Origin of the sequence: Sphingobium ummariense RL-3, from assembly GCF_000447205.1 — a bacterium.
GTDB classification, from domain to species: domain Bacteria; phylum Pseudomonadota; class Alphaproteobacteria; order Sphingomonadales; family Sphingomonadaceae; genus Sphingobium; species Sphingobium ummariense.
Window position 1 is genome coordinate 1 of the sequence record NZ_AUWY01000065.1, and the last position, 19,841, is coordinate 19,841.

Below are 19,841 nucleotides of genomic sequence, written 5' to 3' on the forward strand. Positions count from 1 at the left end.
CGTAAGCGTGGTCTGAGGGCCGCAGTGATGATCAGGCCTCGTTGATGGTGTGAGCGGCTTTGCCGGAGGCCCTGCGTTTGGCGAGCGTGGCCATGCGAGTGTGGATTTCGTCGGGGCTGATGTCGTCGGGATCAAAGGGACGCCCATACCATTGCAGCACTGACTTGCGTTCCGGATGGCGCGGCTTGGCCATGGCTTCAAGAAATTCCTCGAAGCCCGGGAGACCGCCGACATCCTCGGGTGGTGCGCGGCGCGCGCCGTCGACGAACCGGGGGTAATGCAAGGCCGGATCGGCGGAGAGAACCTCCTCGATGACGATGCTGTGCCGCCAGTCGTCGCCAAAATCATATGTGTAGGAGAAGGCGGTGACGCCGCGCTCGATGAGCTTGGTGAGCCGCTGGTTGCCGGCGTCGCGGGTCGGCGGGTCCATATAGTCATCGTCGAACCGGATGCCGTAGCTGGCCTCGCCGATATCGAAGCGAAACAGGTGGTAGTTCTCGAACAGCATAACGGCCTGGATCGCCAGATGCAGGGTCTTGAGGCTGTTGGAGATGGGCAGTTCGACCCGCCGCCAGATGGCGGGCTTGATGTCGTCGAGTGTGATGCGAATCCGGGCGATCTGGTCGGTCATGCCGCCATGCTGACGGGCGTGCCGCCGGCTGTCCAGTTCCAGGGCATGAGCTCGTCCCAGCGCGAGGCTGGCCAGTTGCTGGCGATCTTCTCGACGACGTCGGCGATATAGGCCTGCGGCTCGACGCCATTGAGTTTGCACGTCTCGATGATGGAATAGATGGCGGCGGCGCGTTCGCCACCGGCCTTCGAGCCGGTGAACAGCCAGTTCTTGCGGCCGATCGCGATGGACCGGATCGCCCGTTCGGCGATGTTGTTGTCGATCTCGGCGTAGCCATCATCAAGGAAGCGGGTCAGCGCCGTCCAGCGCTTGCGGCCATAGGCGAGTGCCTTGGCCATCGCCGACTTTGGCGACAGGCGACGCAAGGCGTCGTCGATGGCGGTGCGCAAGTCATCGACCAGCGGCTTGCAATGCCGTTGCCGGTGCTGACGCCGAACATCGGGCGGTTGCCCTCGAATATCGGCCTCATGCCGATATAGCTGCGTAATCCGCTCCAAAAGGTCGGTCGTGAGCGGCGTTGGGCTAGTGGCGTGGTTCTCGAAGATCTTGCGCCGGAAGTGCGCCCAGCAGGCGACCTCTCTCACCCGGCCGTCCTCGTAGAGCTTGTCGTAGCCGGCATAGCCGTCGGCCTGAAGGAGGCCGGAGAAGGATTTGAGCTCGGTCTGCGGATGGATGCCGCTGCGATCGGGCGTGAACTTGTACCAAACAAGCGCCGGGCCGGCGACGCCTGAAGCCCGATCATCGACGACATAGGCCCACAGCCTGGCCGTGGCAGTCCTTCCCCTGCCGGGATCGAGCATCGGCACGGGTGTATCATCGGCGTGGATCTTGCCGGCCTTGAGACCTTCCTCGCGGATACGGCTGACGATGGGATCGAGCAGCGCGGCGGCCTGTCCGGCCCAACCGGCCAAGGTCGAGCGATCGATATCGATGCCCTGTGCCGCCATCATCTCGGCCTGCCGATACAAGGGCAGATGATGATCGAACTTGTTCACCACCACATGGGCCAGCGTTGCGAAGCTGGCTTTGCCGCGCGCAATCGCCTTGGGCGGCGCCGGCGCCTGAATGATCTTCTCACAGGAGCGGCAGCTATACTTGGGACGCACGGTTCGCATGACGCGCCATTGCACGGGTAGCACGTCGAGCATCTCGTCGCTGTCCTCGCCCAGCGGGCGCAGCGCGCCGCCGCAATCGGGACAGGTGCAGGTGCCGGCCGCCGGTTCAATACGACGCTCCTCGCGCGGCAGATGCGCCGGCAACGACCGGATCGGTGCCGGGCGTTCATTGCGATCCGCAAAGGACGAACGCGTGCCGGCAAGTTGGGCTTCGCCCTCCAGTTCTTCCAGCGCCAGTTCCAGCTGTTCGATCTGCAGGGACAGCTTCTCGGAGGACTGACCAAAGGTCATGCGGCGAAGCTGGGCAAGCTGAACGCGAAGGGCCGCAATGAGGCTGTCGCGTGCCGCCAAGGCCGCTTCCAGCTCGGCGATCCGGGCGTCCTTGTCGAGGAGGGAAGAAGCAGCGTCCGACACGGCGAACCGCTAGCATAAAGTGCCTCTTTGCGCCACAAAAACAACGGTAATCCGCCATTAGCCGGCCAAACATGGTGCTGCTGTGCGTTCCGGCCGGCGCCAGTCAATGCCCTCTAGCAGCATCGATAGCTGCGCCGCACTGAGGATCACCTTGCCCGTCTTGGTAGTCGGCCAGACGAACTTGCCTCGGTCCATCCGTTTGGAAAACAAACACAGGCCCTGACCGTCATACCAGAGCAGCTTCACCAGATCGCCGCGCTTGCCCCGGAAGGCAAACAGGGCGCCCGAATGCGGGCTCTGCTCAAGCACCTGCTGCGTCATCACCGCCAGCCCGTCGAACCCTTTGCGCATATCGGTCGCGCCACAGGCCAGGAATATCCGGGTGGAGCCTGTGCCCGCAAAGCCGGGGAGCGGGATCATCGGGCAGTCAGGACCGCGAGCACGCGTACCAGCGCATCGGTGTTGACAGATCCATCCACGGTCAGACGTACGCCCGACGGAAGCTCGATCCCGATCTGGCCACATGTGAGCGTCGGTTCAGGTGGCGCTGTGGCCGGCATCGGCGGCCCGGCCACTTCAACTTCGGCGAAAGATGTCAGTGCCGGCAGTTGCACTCCGGTCAACTCGCCCGACATCGCCTGCCGCCGCCATGTGTAAATCTGGCCGCTGCCAACCTCGTGCCGTTCGCAAGCATCCAGGACCGATCCGCCCGAACCGAACGCATCGCGCAGAATCGCCAGCTTCTGCTCCACCGTCCAGCGCCGCCGGCCCGATATCCGGCCAACGACCTCAATCCGAGTGGTCATATGACCGCTCGTATGACTACTCGCCCCATCAGCCTCGCTATCGTCCAAAACCGCCGCTCCCCAAAAGAGCCGCAATCAGCCTATCCTACCGATCTCGCGCAAGGCGGCCTGCTCACCACGCTTACTTTGTTGCATCAGTAGTTATCGGCTCGAATTCTGTAGCCTTGACGTATCCGCTAGCGAGTAGGTCATGCTCCATGCAGCTACCAAAGCACTTCGAAAGTTTTTCTAAACCCGATTTACATGCGCCTCTTCTGACGAAGCTTACAGAGCATTTCGCCATCTTTGGCCTTGCTAATTATCCTACTCAAGTTGGGATGGGACTGCTTGCTTCGGTTCAAGCCAACCGATCGCGGCGGAGTGAACTTATGGGAAGTCGTTCCGAGAAGCGCCCGCACCTGAGGAAAATTAACCACCCCAGCGACCTGCGAAGGAATATTATGGAAAAGACTATGGCGAGGTTCTTGCATCAACCATCGTTAGAACTAGCAGCGTATTCTGCTCACGCTGCCATTTTGGACAAGCGGGTTTGTCAAAATGTTCGCATTCAATGAAGGTGTCGCTGAAATGGCCCACACTGGCTTGGAGCCGCCGATCATCTTCAACATCCTCACGATCGCAACGCAGCTCATCGGTTCGGCCCTTATCATTACAGGTGGCCGCTCATGGATCGGTGCGGGCTCGCTTGGAATCTTTACCGCCCTAACCATTCTGCTAGTCCACCGCTCCTGAGCTAAGACACAAGAACCGTTCGCGACGATCGCCCTCCATACTTCGACTGAGCATATCGGAATGATCGGCGGCTTGCTGGCGATTGCAATACTCTCCGCGCGCTCAACCTCAGACAGCGTGCCGGGGCAAGAGCTACAACCTCGGTCCCCGTGGCAGCCCTAGGCTAGGTAGCGCGGAAACGAAGCGGAATGCGTCGGGAGGATATACGCGGGCAACCGCACATATGGGATAGATATGCTTCAATATAGTTGGCGCGAGCAGCGCCTGGTGCTGGCCGTATGCTTTTTTGCAGCCCTGTTGGAAGGTTATGATCTCCAGTCTGCCGGCTTGGCGGGTCCGGGTATGGCTGCCGATTTCAAATTGGACCGGCTTCAGCTGGGGTGGGTTTTCAGCAGCAATACACTGGGGTTGTTCATAGGCGCGATGGTGGGCGGTCGTCTGTCCGATCGCCTGGGGCGCAGAAGCGGCTTGGCCAGCGCCCTTGCGACCTTCGGCATCTTTTCTATCGCATCCGCCTTTACCGGCGGGTTCGCCGATCTCACCGTGATGCGGTTTTTCACAGGTGTTGGCCTCGGCGGCGCGCTCCCAAACCTGATCGCTCTGGTCGCGGCAGTGAGCGTGCCGCAGGTTCGTGCCGGACGGGTTGCGATGATCGCTGCCGGGATGCCGCTGGGGGGATCGATGGCGGCCCTGCTGACCCAATGGCTCGAACGGGGGGAATGGCGAGTAATTTTTGTGGTTGGAGGGGTGCTGCCGCTCCTGCTTGCGATGCTGGCCTTGCGTTGGCTGCGTGCCGAGCCTCTCTACGCTCGCCAGCAGGTCGACAATGAAACCGGCGGTTTCGCGCATGCGCTGTTCGGTGAACGGCGCACTGGTTTGACCGTCGCACTGTGGATCAGTTCCTTCTGTACCCTGCTGGTACTTTACCTGATGCTCAACTGGCTGCCCACGCTGATGCTGGCGCGTGGCGGTGACAAAGGCAACGTCCTTTGGGCTGTATTCGGATTCAGCGTCGCGGGTGCGGTTGGAGCGCTTGCCTTCGGCTACATCATCGCACGACGGGCGAGAACTGTAGTGCTTCTCGCTGCGCATGCTGGCCTGGGGATCAGTCTGCTGGCTCTGGCGATTGTCCAGGACGCTGCAATCATTATTGCCGCCTCTTTCACCGGGTTCTTCGTGACCGGCATACAGTTCGTGCTCTACGGACTGTCTGCCGACTGCTATCCAAGCGAGCTGCGCGGGACAGGCACTGGCGCATCGGTCGCAGTAGGTCGGCTCGGCGGCATCGTGGGGCCGCTCCTTGCGGGCGTAATGATGAGCGTCGGCACTGAGGTCTCATCCCTGCTGACGTCTCTGCTTCCCCTGGTTGCGGTTGCGGCCTTGACTACAACAATGCTGACCCTCCGGAAACCGGCGGATGCCATTAGTCGACGAGTCGCTTGATGTAGACCTGTTCGCGTCGATGATCGGTTCTTTTGAGCGTCGATACCCTGTTCCACCCACCGATTGGGATTCATAGCGCCGTCTAAGCGACGAGCTGAAGCATTTTTGACAAATGCTAGTATTGGTGGATTTGATAGACCTGATATTTGGCCTTGACGGGTGCTGCTGCACCTGCCCCGCCTCTCGGCAGCGACACCAAGGTCCCCTGCATCTCGATGTCGCGGCGGGAAGAGGTCTCTTGTGGGCCGCTCCAGCTCGCCGGACGCACACGCGGCGTCCCGGGGGGTGTCGTGCGCGGTTCGCGACCCTGAGTCTTAGCAGGCCCTGGAAGGAGCAAAAGATAACACACGACAGGGATCATGAAGATCGGGACTTCGAACGGCGCGCGCACGAGAATCAGAGCCGGCTGAATGTCGAGCTCCAGCCGCCTATGACTTCATCATTTGCGGCGCGGGATCTTCCGGTTCGGTCGTTGCAAGGCGTCTGGCCGAAAATCCCGGTATGAAGGTGCTACTGATCGGAGCTGGCGCCAGCGATGACGCTGAGCAGGTTCTAGATCCGGGTCAGTGGCCGCTCAATCTGGGAAGCGAACGGGACTGGGGTTTCGTCGCGAAGCCGAATCCGCATCTCAATGACCGTGCGCTGGCTATGTCAATGGGCAAGGCGCTCGGTGGCGGTTCGAGCGTCAACGTCATGGTCTGGGCGAGAGGCCATCGCAACGATTGGGATTTCTTCGCCGAAGAGGCAGGCGACGGTCGTGACGCCATGTCGGTCGTGGATGGCTCACTGCGGGCTTACGGGAACGATCAGCTTCGGATCGCCGATGGATCCATTATGCCTCGCGTGACTATCGGCAACTCGCAAGCCCCCTGTTCCATCATCGGTGAACGCGCGGCGGAGGCAATCATCGCAACCCAATGAGCTCTCCAGTATATTGGCTAGTTCTCGCGCATTCAGGGGAAATTGTAGTACAGCGGAGATATGTGCCGCAGCGAGAATATTGGGATTTTCCATCTGAGGGCGATCGACAGCAAGGATGCGCAGCGTCCGCGGCGCCAACGCGCGCATCGCGTCAAAAAACGCATTCACATCAACGTTCAACGCGTATCCGCTGACGATGACGGCATCGAACCGGCTGGGGTCAGCCTTCAGTAGGGCAATAGCTTGCTCCAAGCTGGCAACCCCCGTGGGCTCATAGCCCAAAGCTGCCAGCAAATCTTCGCCGGCTATACACTTCTCTGGGCTGGTGGATACGTAGAGGATAGCTTCGCCAGCCCCCTGCCGCACGCTTTCTGGCACGTCTGGCAAGATCATGTCCGCCGAGGGAATGGGGAGCGCGATGGTGACGCACGTTCCCCGTCCGACTTCGCTTTCCAGCGAAAGGCTTCCGTCATGTTCTCGAACGACGTCACGCGCGGTAGAAAGCCCAAGTCCGGTACCAGATGGCCGGGTCGTGAAGAAAGGTTCGAAAATCTTGCCGCGCAGTTCGGCATCGATGCCGACGCCTTCGTCGGAAATGCTGACAAAAGCATAATCACCCGAATTGATTCGCTTGCCTGACCCGTCCTGTCCTTCATCTACATGCTTAATTCCTGTCCTTATGCGAACGACCCCGCCGCCCGCCATCGCCTGCGCGGCATTGTGACACAGGTTGAGAATCACCTGCTGCAGCTGAACGCCGTCAATCATGACAACGGCGTCACCGGCCCCGGCGTCTAAATCGATGCGATAGGAGGAGCCCAATGCGGCTCTGGCGAGGTTCCGGCTTTCGAGGACCAGGTCACCGAGATGCGTTATTTCCCGATGTCTGTCGTGCCGCCTGCCATAAGACATCAGCGTCTGCACGAGCTGGTGCCCACGATCGGTAGAAATGCGCATCTGATCGAGATGGTCACGCAGCGCCGGTGACAGATTGCACATGTCTTCGGCCATTTCCAGCTGCCCGCTGACTGCACCGAGCAGGTTATTGAAATTATGAGCAATGCCGCTAGCGAAAGCACCTACGGTTTCCATGCGCCGGGCATGTTCTAGCTGCGCCTCCAATTTTCGCCGCTCATTTTCCAGCGACGCATGATCCAACGACAGGGAGATCGCATCCAGAGCGGTGCGCAATACAGCCAATTGCCGCGCCGGCCAGCCTGCATTCGCCCTTGGAAATCCTAGGAATAGTAGATTGCTGCCGCCTTCGGCTTTGGGCGATGCAAGGCAAAAGATGCTTTCCACCGCCAGCAGTTCAAACAGCTTTCTTATGCTGTCCGGGGCGGCGCTATGACGTGAAATCCGCGTCACGGAATCTTCGGCGCCCATCCGTGGCATGCTGTAGGTTTTCAGGGCTTCGATCTGATTCTTTTCCAGGTCCCTTGTGACCGGCCAACCAAAGACTTGATCGGTTCGCCCAACGAACAGGATGCAGCCAGCGCCTAGAACCGCTGCTAGTTGCCCGAGCGCGTCCCGAACACACAGAGCAAACTCATCCGGTGCGGTGCCGATCAGACGTGTGGACAGATGAGCCACTCCATGTTCCAGCGCTACCTGACGTTGAAGCACTGCGGCCTGCGTACGAACAGCCAAGCCCCAACGCACGAGCAGATACAAAAGCAGGAGGGAAGCGAGATATAGGAGAATGCGGAAACGGGCAGCGAAGTCCTCCCTTTCCATCTGTCTTTCGAGAAACAGGTCCCGCAGCGCGGCAACCGGAACTTCGCTGTCCGACCGCACCAGTTGCTCGATCGTCATTGATATGATCGGCAGTTGGTCCTTCAACAACCGGGCATGGGCGATCAGGCTGTGGACTTCGGCCTCGCATCGTATGCGCGCGCAGGATTGTTCCAGCAGGGCGATGCCAGTGTTGACATCGCCCTGCGCCAACCTGGAGCCGTTGAGATTGAGGTTCAGCATCGCGCTCGATAACCGGTCCACCTCACCCTGGATCTGCGGGTGTAAAGTGTTAGCTGACACCTGCCCGCTATACGTTGCGAAATAAGCGAGCGAGTTCTGGACAAGGGCGTTGGTCGATTTGAATTGGTTGGCGAGTGCCTTTTGCCGACGGAGGATGAGCAGGAGGTTGCGACCTTGCTCCCGCTCAGGCTTGGATGATGCGGAAACGAGGGCGTCATCCACAGCCGCCGACATTCCTGCCATATCGACATCAAGCGGATCATAATTGTTGAGCAGTCCAGCGCGCGCACTCAATATATCGCGGTGCAGCGCACCTTGGCTGGTCATGAAAGCTTCCAAGCCCGCCAGGGAATGTCGCACACGCTGATCAGCATGGCTGAAGCCCATGAACAGCAGCCAGGTCAACAAGGCGATCAGCGCCATGACGGCCAAGCGGTCGAGAAATTTCATTCCGGCGCGCGCACTTTCTGGCCGGCATAGTTGCCGGTCAACGTATTCAGGAAGGCAACGAGGTCCACGACCTCCTGCGGCTTGAGGTCCACGTTCAGCTGGGACGCAGCCATTTTTTTGACCGCCTGATCAAGTGTCCGGGCGCTTCCGTCATGGAAATAGGGCGCGGTTGTCGCGACATTACGCAGGCTGGGCACGCGCAATATCCGGGGCTCAGGCGTCGCAAGCGGGCGGAATATGCCATGTTTTTGCAACAGATTGCCGCCGACATTCTGCCCCTGATGGCATGAAACGCAGCCTAGCTGCTTGAAACGTTTATAACCGCGCAATGCCTGCTCGTTCATGGCCGAGTTGTTCCCGGCGAGCCAGAGGTCAAAACGGCTGCCCGGCGTGACCAACGACCGCTCATAGTAGGCAATGGCGTCCACTACCCCATCAATATCGATCGATCGATCGTAGATCGCCGCAAATTCCCGTCGCAGGCGGCTATCCTGAGCGAGGCGGTCAATCATTGTCTGCAGAGGCACGCCTTGCGAGACCATGGGCGACTTGATGGTGGCCAACGCCTGCTGTTCCAGCGTCCATTCCATTCCTTGCCAGCCGAGGCGAGAGCTGAGCACGCTGTTAAATACTGTGGGCGTATCAAAACGGGTGGTGCGATTTCCCGATAGACTCCCATTGCTGCCGACGTCATGACAGGCTGCACAAGGAAGATTATTGCGGCCGGATAGACGGCGATCTTCGAACAGTTTCCTTCCCAGCGCTACTTTTGCCGCGTCAAGCGACGGTACTTCAATGAGAGGTTGAATCGGTTCGCTTGTCCAAGGCGCAAGCGGTGCGCTCGCAAGTGGGTTGGCGGGTTCCCGCCGCGTGGTGAATAGAACAAGAGCGATTACAGCACCAAGCAGCAGGGCGGCAGAGATCAGCAGCCTAGCTAGCTTCGGCAAGAACGGCCCATCTTGGACCGGCGGACGGACATCCATAGTTAGAACAGCCGTTCCACGTTGCTGTCGAATATATACCCGACGCCACGCTCGGTCCGAATAACTTGGGGCTGGGTTGGGTCGTTCTCCAGTTTGCGGCGAAGCCGTAGCACCTGAACGTCAATCGTCCGGTCGTAGATGTCCTCATGGGTTCGCGTGCCGCGCAGCAGCTGTTCGCGCGACAGAGTTCGCCTGGGTGCTTCGAGGAAGGCCACGAGCAGGGCATATTCACCTTTGGTGAGCGTCACAGGATTTCCTGCAGGATCGAGCAGCGATCGCGTCTTGCAGCGCACTTCCCAGCCGTTGAAACGATAACCACCGCGCTGACGCGGATTGCCGCTGGCAAGTCGCCCCATCTCTTGTCGACGTAACGTGGCTCGGGCGCGGGCGAGTAATTCGCGGAGATGGAACGGCTTGGTCAGATAATCGTCCGCGCCCAGTTCAAGGCCGACAACGCGATCGATATCGTCCTGACGCTCCCCGGTTATGATGATGACCGGAATGTCGGATCGCTCGCGGATCTGGCGCAGGACGTCCAGCCCATCCTTCTGCCCGAGTTGCAGGTCGAGCAGCACCACGCTAAACGCGCCACTTTCGATCTGCTGGATGACCGACGCCGGGTCGGACAAGCCAACGGTCGGACATTGATGCCTTTCCAGATAGGTGCAGATGGTCTGCCGCATGGCAGCGTCGTCATCAATGACCAAGACACGACCCAGCTGGCCGCTAGCTTCTACAGGCGTGGATATGTTCAAGGTCATGCGATCTTCACATCTTGGATCGGAATGCTGCGAAGCAAGCAGGCTTCGCCCCGGTCAGACGCCGTGACTGGCCAAGTACCGTCCCGGCGTGGCAAATTGCCATGCCCTACAGATCCCGGCACATAGCGGGCCGGACGCCGGCCAGCGAGCAGAAGGAAATAAGGTGCGTCAAGCCGGGGGAAATCCAAGCCCGGCCCCCTACGGCGACCCATTGCCAGCGCGGCGTCGCAACGCCCTTGGATATTGCGACCATGCTGTCGCCTTATGGGATAAGCACCGACCATTCCTGCTCCGCCAGATCTGCTTTCGACGCAGCTTTCCTGTGGATGCGACGCTACGGAAAATTGTCAGACGGTCATCCTTTGATGACAATTGTAACCTGTCTGATCAGCCGGTGCGGAGAGACCAGGTACGGGCTGCTGGACGTCATTGCAGAAGGCGATCCGACGTCCCGGCAAGGGCATCTCTACATATTCAGAATCGACGTATAAAACGACTCAAGATCGACAAAAATCTTTCTCATTTCGCGACCGATATTTGTATTTGCAAAATAGTCTATATTTGACTCATTTGCGAACATCCCCGGCATTAAATTTTCCCGCATGCTCATATTATAGATATGAGGTGCCTGGATGTAGTTTCCAGTATGCACAACTCGACGCGCGAATTCCCGAATGGCTCCGTCAGGAGCCAATCCTGCATTCACTTTTTCCTTCAGAATCCGTTGCTGAACGGCCACTTTGTTTGGATCCATGCGACCGAGCTCCGCGATCGAGGCTTCAAGACTGTCGTTGAAAATATCCAGCTTATGCGCCGCCGATCTAAGCTTTTCGGCCGTCAAGATCATCTGGTCCTGACCATCCTGAATCAGGGTCAGCGCAGCTTCGCTTGCCGTCTTCAGGCCCGCGGCAGTGAGCGGCTTGGGCGCTTCATCATCAATCAGGCTCCAGCAATAGCCCGTGAGTTCGGCATGAGCGGCCTCGCGATTGGAATATAGCGCCTTGGCTGCCAAGACCAGGCCCAACACGCCGGCCGTCACGGCGACCTGCGGACCGGCTACGGTCAGGGCCGACAAGGTCGTCGCGCCCGCAGCTCCAGCAATCGTCATTGCCCCGACGACCATGCCGCCGGTGCCCAGCCCCAACCCGGTGACATTCGCTATATGCCCGCCGGCCCCCATCATTTGATCGGAGCCGAAGCCTTTCATCGCCGCTGCCATACCCTGACGATGCGGATGAGGCACATTGTTGCTCAGTGCGTCCGCTTTTGCATGCGCGTAGTTGAGCGCTGGCTTCGTCGAGCGGAAAAAATCGGATGCAGAATGCGCCATCCGACGCGGGCTGACATACTGGCCGAGCCGGTCATTTTTGAACTGGGCGAACATTTCGTTTCTGGGCATGAAGCACTCGCTGGGAAATTACCGATGCGCAACAGATGATGGGTGGCCATGCGAGGCCGCCCATCATGTGAGGTCGGGATTAAGACGCTGCGTTGGCGGGGATATTCCATTTGAAGGAATCGCCGCCTTCGGCGGTGCCCGCGCCACCCTGACCCTTGTAGGCGAAATCCACTTCCGCAAAGTTTAGCGTGATATTTTCCGCCGTCTGTTCCGAACCGGAGTTGCCGCCGACCTGGATATTCGCGATGAACACCTTCTTCATGGTGATGATCACATATTCCAGCGGATTCTCACCAGCCTTACGAACCGTCAGCACGGCTTCGGGAATATGCTTGCCGCTAGCGCAGGCCTTCATCAGCGAGGTGCTGGCGAGGTCGACATATTTGGTGACGACAATGTCGTTGAAGCTTGCCTTGCCCGTGCCGGCGCCGCCGCCCATATGGGCCGTGCCCATATTGGCCATGCCCCAGCTCCAGCCCTGCACGTCGATTTCCTTCTTGTGTTTGCTGTCTTCGGATTCGCCATTGATGCCCTGAAGTTTCAGGAAAATATCGACCAACATTGATTTACCTCACTTATTCTTAAAAGGGAGAAGGGAGCTCAGCCATTGCCCTTGGGCAGGCGCGACACCATGCTCAGCGACACGTCCATGCCTTCGAGCTGATAGTGCGGGATCATGCGGAACAGGCCGCGATAATAGCCAGGATTTTCGGGATCGGGGATCACCTCGACCGACGCGCCCTTGAGCGGCTTGCGAGCCTTGTCCTGCTCGGTCGAAAAGTCCGGCTGCAGGTCGACATATTGCATGATCCAGCTTTGCAGGTCGCGTTGCAGCACCGGCGCTTCCCGCGTGCTGCCCACCCAGTCGCGCACGATGCACTTGAGATAATGGGCAAAGCGACAGCTAGCGAAGATATAGGGTAGCCTTGCGGACAGGTTTGCGCTCGCGGTCGCATCCTGATCTTCATAGGCCTTGGGCGAATGCAGCGTCTGCGCACCGATGAAGGTGGCGTGGTCTGTATTCTTGCGGTGGACCAAGGCCATCAGACCCGCCTTGGACAGTTCAGCCTCCCGCCGGTCCGAAATCGCGATTTCGGTCGGGCATTTGACGTCTACGCCGCCTTCGTCCGTCGGGAAGGTCGCGGTCGGCAGGTCTTCGACCGTGCCGCCCGATTCCACGCCGCGAATGCGGGTGCACCAGCCATAGGTCTTGAACGCTTCGGTGATCCGCACCGCCAGCGCATAGGATGCGTTGAGCCACAGATAATTGTCGTGACTGCCCTGCGCATCTTCCTCGAACGCGAAATCCTCGACCGGCTCGGTGTTCGCGCCATAGAGCCTGCGGCCCAGGAAGCGCGGCAGGGTCAGCGCCATGTAGCGGCTGTCGTTGGAATCGCGGAAGGACCGCCACGCCATATAGTCGGTGGCGTCGAACTGTTTGGCCAGGTCACGCGGATTGGAAAGCTCGCTCCAGCTGTCCATGCCGATCAGCTGCGGCGCGGCGGCGGCAAGGAAGGGCGCGTGCGCCGCGGCGCCGATTTTCGACAACCCCTTCATGATCTCGATGTCCGGGCCGCTATGGTCGAAATAATAGTCGCAGGTGATCGCGCCGAAGGGCTGGCCGCCCAACTGGCCGAATTCCGCTTCATAGAGTTTCTTGAAGAGCGGGCTTTGATCCCAGGCCGCATCGCGATACTGGCGCAGCATCTTGCGCGTCTCATCCTTGGAGATGTTGAGCACACGGATCTTCAGATCCTTGCCGGTCGACGTGTTGCCGACCAGATACCATAGCCCCCGCCAGGCGGATTCGAGCTGCTGGAATTCGGGATGATGCAGGATCAGGTTGACCTGTTCAGCCAGCTTGCGGTCGATCGCAGCCTTGAGTGCGTCGACGGCGGCGAACACATCCTCGCCGATGATCGAGCTGTCCTCCAGCGCGCGCTGGGCCAGCGTCTTGACCGCTTCCTCGATGCGCGCCTGCTTGGCGTCGCTGCTGGGCTTGAATTCGCGCTGCAAAAGCTGTGCGAAATCATCATTGTCCAGATGCAGGGCGTCCGTTTCGGACTGCTGCTGTAGCAGTTTTTCCATCTTGCTTGTCTCCGATCAGGCTTCAGGCTGTGGCGTGACCGCCGGATCGGCGTCATCGGTCAACGCGCCATCGTCGGCGGGACGTGCCGCGGCCAAGCTCTTCATCAATTCCGGGTCTTTCAGGATACGGCCGAGCAGATCCTGCGCGCCTTCGCGTCCATCCATATAAACCATGAGGTCGTTGAGCTGCTCCCTCGCTTCCAGCAGCTTGGCGAGCGCGGGAACCTTGCGTGCAATCTGGCCGGGCGTGAAATCGTCGAGCGTGCGGAAGGTCATGTCCACGCCCAGCCGGCCATCGCCGGTCAGGGAATTTTCGACGTTGAAGGTCGCACGCGGCGCAATACGCTCCATGCGCTCGTCGAAATTGTCCATGTCGAATTCGACAAAGTCGCGGTCGCCGAGGGTCTTTTTCTCGATTTCGGACTTGCCGGACAGGTCCGACATCACGCCCATCACGAAGGGGATTTCGACCTTCTGGCGCGAGCCGTAGGTTTCGACATCATATTCGATATGCACGCGGGGGGCGCGATTCTCCTTGATGAACCGCTGCCCGCTTTTCTTTGCAGCCATAACGCTTTCCGATCACGCTGGGGATAATATGCTCTGTTCAAGCAGGGACGTTTTCGGGCAGCCCGGTTGCAGGCGCGTTTCCTTCGCAGCATCACTGCATTACGGTTGTCATGCAGGCCGATTGTGGGGTGGAAGGCCGGTCGCGCATCGGGCAGGCGGCCCTCATGCCCCTCCCCTCTCCCCCGACCGATGCAGAGCCGTCGTTCGACCCACGAAGCTGGATTGTGCCCGCGTCGCCAGAGCCGCCCCGGCTCCATCGGCGGCGCGCCAAGCTGGTCGCCATACTGCTGCTGGGCACTGCGATGGGGGCGGGCGTCCTTCTTCATCGAAAAGCGGAAAATCGCCCTTCGCCTGCGCCGCACCCGGCAGGCGGTCTAGCCGAAGCTCGGCCGTCGGCAAGCCTCCGAACGGGTGGCAAAGTGCGAACGGTCGTTCAGGGCTTGAGCGAATTGGATCAGGTCATGGCCGCTTCGCACATGGCACCACGCCTTCGAGCCGTCATCGTGGGACAATTGAGACGCGCTCCAGCCTTCCGTGCTGACGCAACGATGCGCGTGATCCTTCGTCGTGATGGGGCAGGCGCTGTTACGTCCCTGATGGTGCAGCAGCCAGGCGGCAGGCCGGTCGCGCTGTCATGGGATGCACAAAGCGCAAAAGTTCACCAGTCGGCCACTCAATCGGCCCTGCATTACAAGGTGATCAGGGGCGAGGTAGACCGCATCAGCTTCTATTCGTCCGCCGTCGCAGCAGGCATGACGGACAGCCTAATCCCCGAATTTGCCGCTGCCTTTGCTCATGACATCGACTTCCAGCGGGAAATTGCGCCGGGCGACATATTCCAGGCCGTCTACTCAACCGATGAAGGCACGCAGGAAAGCCAATTGCTCTACGCGTCGTTGACGACTCGCCAGCGCACGATCGCCCTTTACCGCTACTCGCCAGCGCCGGGCAGCAAGGCCAGCTGGTTCGACGGTAATGGCCTCGGCGCGGCACGATCGCTGCTCCGCACGCCAGTAGATGGCGCGCGGGTCAGTTCGTCCTTCGGTCCGCGCTTCCATCCGGTCCTCCACTATACCCGCCTGCATCGGGGTGTCGATTTCGCCGTGCCAATTGGGACGCAGGTCTATGCGTCGGGCAACGGCGTGGTGCAGATCGCAGGCAGCGTGCGGGGATATGGAAATTATCTCCGCATCCGCCATGCCGACGGTAGCGAAACCGCCTATGCCCACTTGTCTCGATTCTCGGCCGGGGTCACCCCCGGCGCGACGGTTCAGCAGGGACAGCTGGTCGCTCTTTCGGGCAATAGCGGCCTCTCCTCCGGTCCCCATCTCCATTATGAAGTCTACATTCGGGACGTAGCGACCGATCCGATGCGGCTGACCCAAACAGAGTTCAGCAGCTTGCCGGTCGGCGAACGCCACTCATTCCGCAATGAACGCGATCGGATTGATCGGCTGGGCTCTGTTGCAAAGATTGGCGGCAGTCAGAGGTAGGCTGTCGCTCTGCGCCGATCAGGCGGCTGCTGCGAAATGGTGGTTGAGCATGCCCATGGCCTCCGTCAGCGCCGAGGGCCCAATGCCAAAAGCTCTCTCCACAAGGCGCACCTCGCCCCTGATGCCGGGCTGCAGGCACCAGGGGCGAGCCTGTCCTTTGCGCAGGGCTCGCATGACTTCGAATCCCTTGATCGTGGCATAGGCCGTGGGGATCGATTTGAAACCGCGCACCGGCTTGATCAGTATCTTGAGCTTTCCGTGATCGGCCTCGATCACGTTATTGAGATACTTCACCTGCCGGTGGGCCGTCTCCCGGTCCAGCTTTCCTTCGCGCTTCAATTCGGTGATCGCTGCACCATAGCTCGGCGCTTTGTCGGTATTGAGCGTGGCAGGCTTTTCCCAGTGCTTCAGGCCTCGCAGGGCCTTGCCCAGGAACCGCTTCGCTGCCTTGGCGCTGCGGGTCGGCGACAGGTAGAAATCGATCGTGTCGCCCCGCTTGTCGACTGCCCGGTACAGGTAGGTCCACTTGCCCCGCACCTTGACGTAGGTTTCATCCAGGCGCCAGCTCGGATCAAAGCCACGCCGCCAGAACCAGCGCAGCCGCTTCTCCATCTCCGGGGCGTAGCACTGGACCCAGCGATAGATCGTCGTATGGTCGACCGAAATGCCGCGTTCCGCCAGCATTTCCTCAAGGTCGCGATAGCTGATCGGATAGCGACAATACCAGCGCACCGCCCACAGGATCACATCACCCTGGAAATGGCGCCACTTGAAATCCGTCATCGTTCCGTCCGTCCAATCTCCGCCAAGCATGCTCAAGCTTCACGATTTTTGCAACAGAGCCTCGGCCAGCATCACCTTCGCGCCTTCGCGTGCAAAGACCCGGGCCTGTGCTTCTCCAAGTCCGCTCGCCGCTCCGGTTACAAGGACAATCTTGCCGGTCAATCGGTTTGCCATGTCTCTCCTCCAAATATCACGCTTGAGAGTTGATGCGTTTTACCAGCCGGCAATCATTGGCCCGGAGGTGAAAGCTTCAATCCGGTGAGCGGGCTGAAAACGCGCTGGTTGACGAACCGGCGGCTGATCTTCCATGTGCCATTGCGGCGTTCATAATCGTCATGATAGCTCGCGACGACATGTGCGGCCTGACCATCGGCAAGATTGCCGATGCAGTAGACGTCGCAAATGCCCTTTGCGGTATCGCCGTTGAGTTCAAGACGGTGATTGGTGCAATAATGGTTGGTGCTCTGCCACATCGGCCAGATCAGATTTTCAACTGCGCCGCTGATCTCGTCGATACCGCTGAATTTCTGGACAAACTCGATATCCCAGACTGCATCTTCCCACCAGATCGCCTGGAATCGCTCCAGTTCATGCTTGTCCACGCCAAGGCAATAATCCGACACAAGATCGGCCAGTGCAAACCTGCTGATCACCTCTTCTAGATTCGACATGATTACTCCTCTGTGATTGTGATCGAGTTCAAGCGCTGACGGACCAGCCGCCGTCGATGACCAGTTCGGCGCCGGTCACGTATTTAGATTCGTCCGAGGCAAGTGTCAACGGCGGAGCAAAAGTCGGCCATTCGGCGGCGTAAAACCAGGCCATCGTGTTACATGCCGGGGGTAGTGGCGTGAGGGCGTAGCCCGAGGGCCACTCCCCCCGGCATTGGTGTAATTTTCAGGGTCTGGTTTTGGCCTTGCGGGCCCGGCTGTGCGCGAGGCGATAGCTTTCGCCGTTCATCTCGAGGATGCTGACGTGATGGGTCAGGCGATCGAGGAGCGCGCCTGTGAGACGCTCAGATCCGAAGGTTTCGGTCCATTCGTCGAAGGGCAGGTTGCTGGTGATGAAGGTGGAGCCGCGTTCGTAACGCTGGGAGATCAGCTCGAACAACAGTTCGGCGCCGGTCTTGGAGAGCGGCACAAAGCCCAGTTCGTCGATGATGAGCAGCTTGTATCCGGCCATCTGCTTCTGGAAGCGCAGAAGACGGCGCTCGTCGCGGGCCTCCATCATTTCGCTGACCAGCGCTGCCGCGGTGGTGAAGCCCACCGACAGTCCTTTCTGGCATGCTGCCAGTCCGAGCCCCAACGCTACGTGCGTCTTTCCGGTGCCTGATGGCCCCAGAGCGATGGCGTTCTCACGCCGCTCGATCCACTCGCAGCGCGCCATCTCGAGCACCTGCATCTTGTTGAGCCTGGGGATGGCGGCGAAGTCGAAGCTGTCGAGGCTTTTGACGGCGGGGAAGCGCGCGGCCTTGATGCGCCGCTCGACCATGCGACGCTCCCTGTCGATCATTTCCATCTCGACGAGGCGGGCGAGGAAGCGGATATGATCGACGCCTTCAGCGGCACATTGCCGCGCGAGCTTGTGATGCTCACGCAGGCACGTAGGCAGCTTGAGCGCCTTGAGATGGTGAGCGAGAAGGATCTCCGGGGCCTGATCGCTCATGCGGCCTCCTGCCGGTCGGAGAGCAGGCTCAGATAGGCTCTGGCAAAGGTCTTCTCGACCGTGGTGCGTGGCAGGAAGGGATAGACGTCCAGGTCCAGCCTGGGCGGTACGCGTTCGATCCGGCACAGGACGAGGTGCTTGACGGCATCGAAGCCGATGGCGCCAAGATCGATGGCCTGTTCGACCGCCGCCTGGAGATCGGCGAGGGTGAACGTTTCCAGCAGGCGCAGTACCTGCACATATTCGCGCTTGCCATGTTTGTGCATGCGCCCTTCCATCAACCGCTGCAGTGTCGTGAACGCTTCGGGCAGGTCCCAGCCCTGCAAAGGCGCAGCCTGGTCGAATGCGTTGATCTTCTGCTCGATCAGCGGGAGATAATGGAGCGGGTCGAAGGCAACCTCCTCGCGGGCATAGCAACGAGGATGACGGGCGATGACTTCGCTGCGGCAGCCGATCACCACCTCATCGACATAGGCCCTGATCCAGACCTCCTGATGGCCCCAGGCCACCGGAACCGAATAATCGTTGGTCCTGTAGCGCACCAGGGATTGCGAGGAGACCCGCCCGCCTTTCTGATCGCAGGCCTCGAAGGGTGTAGCGGGCAGAGGCTGCATGGCGGCAAGATCGCGCTGCAGCCGCTCACCGATCGTCTCGCTCTGCCCGCGCACCTTGTCCTGCTGGCGCTCGCGGCATTGCTCCTCCAGCCACAGGTTGAACGCCTCCCAGGTCGGGAACTTCGGGATCGGCACCATGAAGTTGCGCCGGCAATAGCCTACCAGCCCCTCCACATTGCCCTTCTCGTTCCCCTTGCCCGGGCGAGCATAGCGGTCGCGGATCACGTAATGTGACAGGAAAGCGCTGAACAATGTTGCACGCTGCCGCGTGCCGTCGGGCAGGATCTTCGCCACAAGGCAGCGATCGTTGTCATAGACGATCGAGCGCGGTACCGCGCCGAAAAACGCGAAGGCATGCACGTGTCCGTCCACCCAGGCCTCCGCCACCGCCGCCGGATAGGCCCGCACATAGCAGGCATCACTGTGCGGCAGATCGAGCGCGAAGAAGTAGGCCTTCTGCTCCACCCCGCCGATCTCCACCAGCGCTTCCCCGAAATCGGCCTGCGCATCTCCCGCAGGGTGCGCCAGCGGCACGAACATCTCCCGGCTGCGCTGTTCGCGCTCCCGGATGTAATCCTTGATGATCGTATAGCCGCCGGTGAAACCATGCTCGGTGCGCAAACGGTCGAATACCCGCTTCGCCGTATGGCGTTGCTTGCGCGGGACACTGCGGTCACCCTCAAGCCATCCATCAATGATCGCCACAAACCCGTCCAGCTTCGGGCGCTGCGGTACGGACTGGCGCCGGTAACCCGGCGGCGATGAAAACGACAGCATCTTGCGTACCGTATCGCGCGACACATTGAAACGCTTCGCCGCCGCCCGTTGGCTCATGCCATCCGCGCAAGCCAGACGGACCTGAAGATAAAGTTCCACGCTGTAGATCCCCACACCTCCCTGACTCGGCAGAAAGGCTTCAAGGTGGACGACTTTTACGCCGCCCGCAGCAGGACTATCCCGCCGCTACCGTGGTCGAATATTGCTCCGCCGTTCTCA

General features: G+C 60.1%; 20 protein-coding genes and 1 pseudogene. 4 read left to right on the forward strand and 17 right to left on the reverse strand.

Annotation, left to right across the window (positions count from 1 at the left end; all coding sequences use genetic code 11):
* Positions 1–31: 31 nt before the first annotated feature.
* From M529_RS33215 to tnpA, 4 genes are read right to left on the reverse strand one after another with little or no spacing between them, the layout of a single operon-like run.
* On the reverse strand, positions 32–631 hold the full coding sequence (locus tag M529_RS33215) for a plasmid pRiA4b ORF-3 family protein (protein ID WP_021317575.1): 600 nt from the start codon (positions 629–631) through the stop codon (positions 32–34).
* The gene (tnpC, locus tag M529_RS33220) at positions 628–2,160 is read right to left on the reverse strand and encodes an IS66 family transposase (RefSeq protein WP_021317576.1); all 1,533 of its coding nucleotides are present in this window, start codon (positions 2,158–2,160) and stop codon (positions 628–630) included. Before tnpC ends, M529_RS33215 begins: the two co-directional genes overlap by 4 nt.
* A 57-nt stretch (positions 2,161–2,217) precedes the next feature.
* Positions 2,218–2,580: an IS66 family insertion sequence element accessory protein TnpB gene (gene tnpB / locus M529_RS33225; protein WP_021317577.1), complete on the reverse strand. Its 363-nt coding sequence runs from the start codon at positions 2,578–2,580 to the stop codon at positions 2,218–2,220.
* Positions 2,577–2,966, reverse strand: a complete 390-nt coding sequence (gene tnpA, locus M529_RS33230; protein WP_021317578.1) for an IS66-like element accessory protein TnpA — start codon at positions 2,964–2,966, stop codon at positions 2,577–2,579. Before tnpA ends, tnpB begins: the two co-directional genes overlap by 4 nt.
* Before the next feature lie 498 nt (positions 2,967–3,464).
* Between tnpA and M529_RS50105 the strand changes: the two genes are divergently transcribed.
* The 3 genes from M529_RS50105 to M529_RS50725 all read left to right on the forward strand — a co-directional run bounded on the left by M529_RS50105 (position 3,465) and on the right by M529_RS50725 (position 6,062).
* The gene (locus tag M529_RS50105; RefSeq protein ID WP_269078865.1) at positions 3,465–3,698 is read left to right on the forward strand and encodes a DoxX family protein; all 234 of its coding nucleotides are present in this window, start codon (positions 3,465–3,467) and stop codon (positions 3,696–3,698) included.
* Positions 3,699–3,932: 234 nt separating this feature from the next.
* The gene (locus tag M529_RS33240) at positions 3,933–5,141 is read left to right on the forward strand and encodes an MFS transporter (protein WP_021317580.1); all 1,209 of its coding nucleotides are present in this window, start codon (positions 3,933–3,935) and stop codon (positions 5,139–5,141) included.
* A gap of 441 nt (positions 5,142–5,582) precedes the next feature.
* Positions 5,583–6,062: a GMC oxidoreductase gene (locus tag M529_RS50725; protein ID WP_408021271.1), complete on the forward strand. Its 480-nt coding sequence runs from the start codon at positions 5,583–5,585 to the stop codon at positions 6,060–6,062.
* A gap of 414 nt (positions 6,063–6,476) precedes the next feature.
* Here M529_RS50725 and M529_RS50115 read toward each other — a convergent pair.
* From M529_RS50115 to tssB, 7 genes and pseudogenes are all read right to left on the reverse strand, one after another.
* Positions 6,477–8,489: pseudogene (locus M529_RS50115) on the reverse strand (DAHL domain-containing protein); the annotation flags it as partial.
* Positions 8,486–9,436, reverse strand: coding sequence for a cytochrome-c peroxidase (locus M529_RS0124495; protein WP_201766337.1), 951 nt, complete (start codon positions 9,434–9,436; stop codon positions 8,486–8,488). The gene M529_RS0124495 and the pseudogene M529_RS50115, both read right to left, overlap by 4 nt.
* 38 nt (positions 9,437–9,474) lie before the next feature.
* On the reverse strand, positions 9,475–10,233 hold the full coding sequence (locus M529_RS33250; protein ID WP_051184038.1) for a response regulator: 759 nt from the start codon (positions 10,231–10,233) through the stop codon (positions 9,475–9,477).
* Between the two features lie 466 nt (positions 10,234–10,699).
* The gene (locus M529_RS33255; RefSeq protein WP_152522564.1) at positions 10,700–11,632 is read right to left on the reverse strand and encodes a hypothetical protein; all 933 of its coding nucleotides are present in this window, start codon (positions 11,630–11,632) and stop codon (positions 10,700–10,702) included.
* A gap of 79 nt (positions 11,633–11,711) precedes the next feature.
* Positions 11,712–12,194, reverse strand: a complete 483-nt coding sequence (locus M529_RS33260) for an Hcp family type VI secretion system effector (RefSeq protein WP_021317585.1) — start codon at positions 12,192–12,194, stop codon at positions 11,712–11,714.
* 38 nt (positions 12,195–12,232) lie between these two features.
* Positions 12,233–13,720, reverse strand: coding sequence for a type VI secretion system contractile sheath large subunit (gene tssC, locus M529_RS33265; RefSeq protein WP_021317586.1), 1,488 nt, complete (start codon positions 13,718–13,720; stop codon positions 12,233–12,235).
* A 15-nt stretch (positions 13,721–13,735) separates the two neighbouring features.
* The gene (gene tssB, locus M529_RS33270; protein ID WP_021317587.1) at positions 13,736–14,290 is read right to left on the reverse strand and encodes a type VI secretion system contractile sheath small subunit; all 555 of its coding nucleotides are present in this window, start codon (positions 14,288–14,290) and stop codon (positions 13,736–13,738) included.
* Positions 14,291–14,730: 440 nt separating this feature from the next.
* On the opposite strand from tssB, the gene M529_RS48295 reads away from it, so the two are divergent.
* Entirely contained in the window at positions 14,731–15,783 is a 1,053-nt protein-coding gene (locus M529_RS48295) for a M23 family metallopeptidase (protein WP_161626333.1), read from the forward strand.
* An 18-nt stretch (positions 15,784–15,801) separates the two neighbouring features.
* On the opposite strand, the gene M529_RS33280 is transcribed toward M529_RS48295, so the two are convergent.
* The 6 genes from M529_RS33280 to istA all read right to left on the reverse strand — a co-directional run bounded on the left by M529_RS33280 (position 15,802) and on the right by istA (position 19,721).
* The gene (locus M529_RS33280) at positions 15,802–16,566 is read right to left on the reverse strand and encodes an IS6-like element IS6100 family transposase (protein ID WP_001389365.1); all 765 of its coding nucleotides are present in this window, start codon (positions 16,564–16,566) and stop codon (positions 15,802–15,804) included.
* Between the two features lie 39 nt (positions 16,567–16,605).
* On the reverse strand, positions 16,606–16,740 hold the full coding sequence (locus tag M529_RS48305) for an SDR family NAD(P)-dependent oxidoreductase (protein WP_152522565.1): 135 nt from the start codon (positions 16,738–16,740) through the stop codon (positions 16,606–16,608).
* Between the two features lie 53 nt (positions 16,741–16,793).
* The gene (locus tag M529_RS33285) at positions 16,794–17,237 is read right to left on the reverse strand and encodes a nuclear transport factor 2 family protein (protein ID WP_021317589.1); all 444 of its coding nucleotides are present in this window, start codon (positions 17,235–17,237) and stop codon (positions 16,794–16,796) included.
* Positions 17,238–17,265: 28 nt separating this feature from the next.
* Positions 17,266–17,391, reverse strand: a complete 126-nt coding sequence (locus tag M529_RS50555; RefSeq protein WP_269078864.1) for a hypothetical protein — start codon at positions 17,389–17,391, stop codon at positions 17,266–17,268.
* A 72-nt stretch (positions 17,392–17,463) separates the two neighbouring features.
* Positions 17,464–18,231, reverse strand: coding sequence for an IS21-like element ISSsp5 family helper ATPase IstB (istB, locus tag M529_RS33290; RefSeq protein ID WP_007686288.1), 768 nt, complete (start codon positions 18,229–18,231; stop codon positions 17,464–17,466).
* Positions 18,228–19,721, reverse strand: coding sequence for an IS21 family transposase (istA, locus tag M529_RS33295; protein ID WP_031294232.1), 1,494 nt, complete (start codon positions 19,719–19,721; stop codon positions 18,228–18,230). The genes istB and istA overlap by 4 nt, the downstream gene beginning before the upstream one ends.
* Between the last annotated feature and the right edge of the window lie 120 nt (positions 19,722–19,841).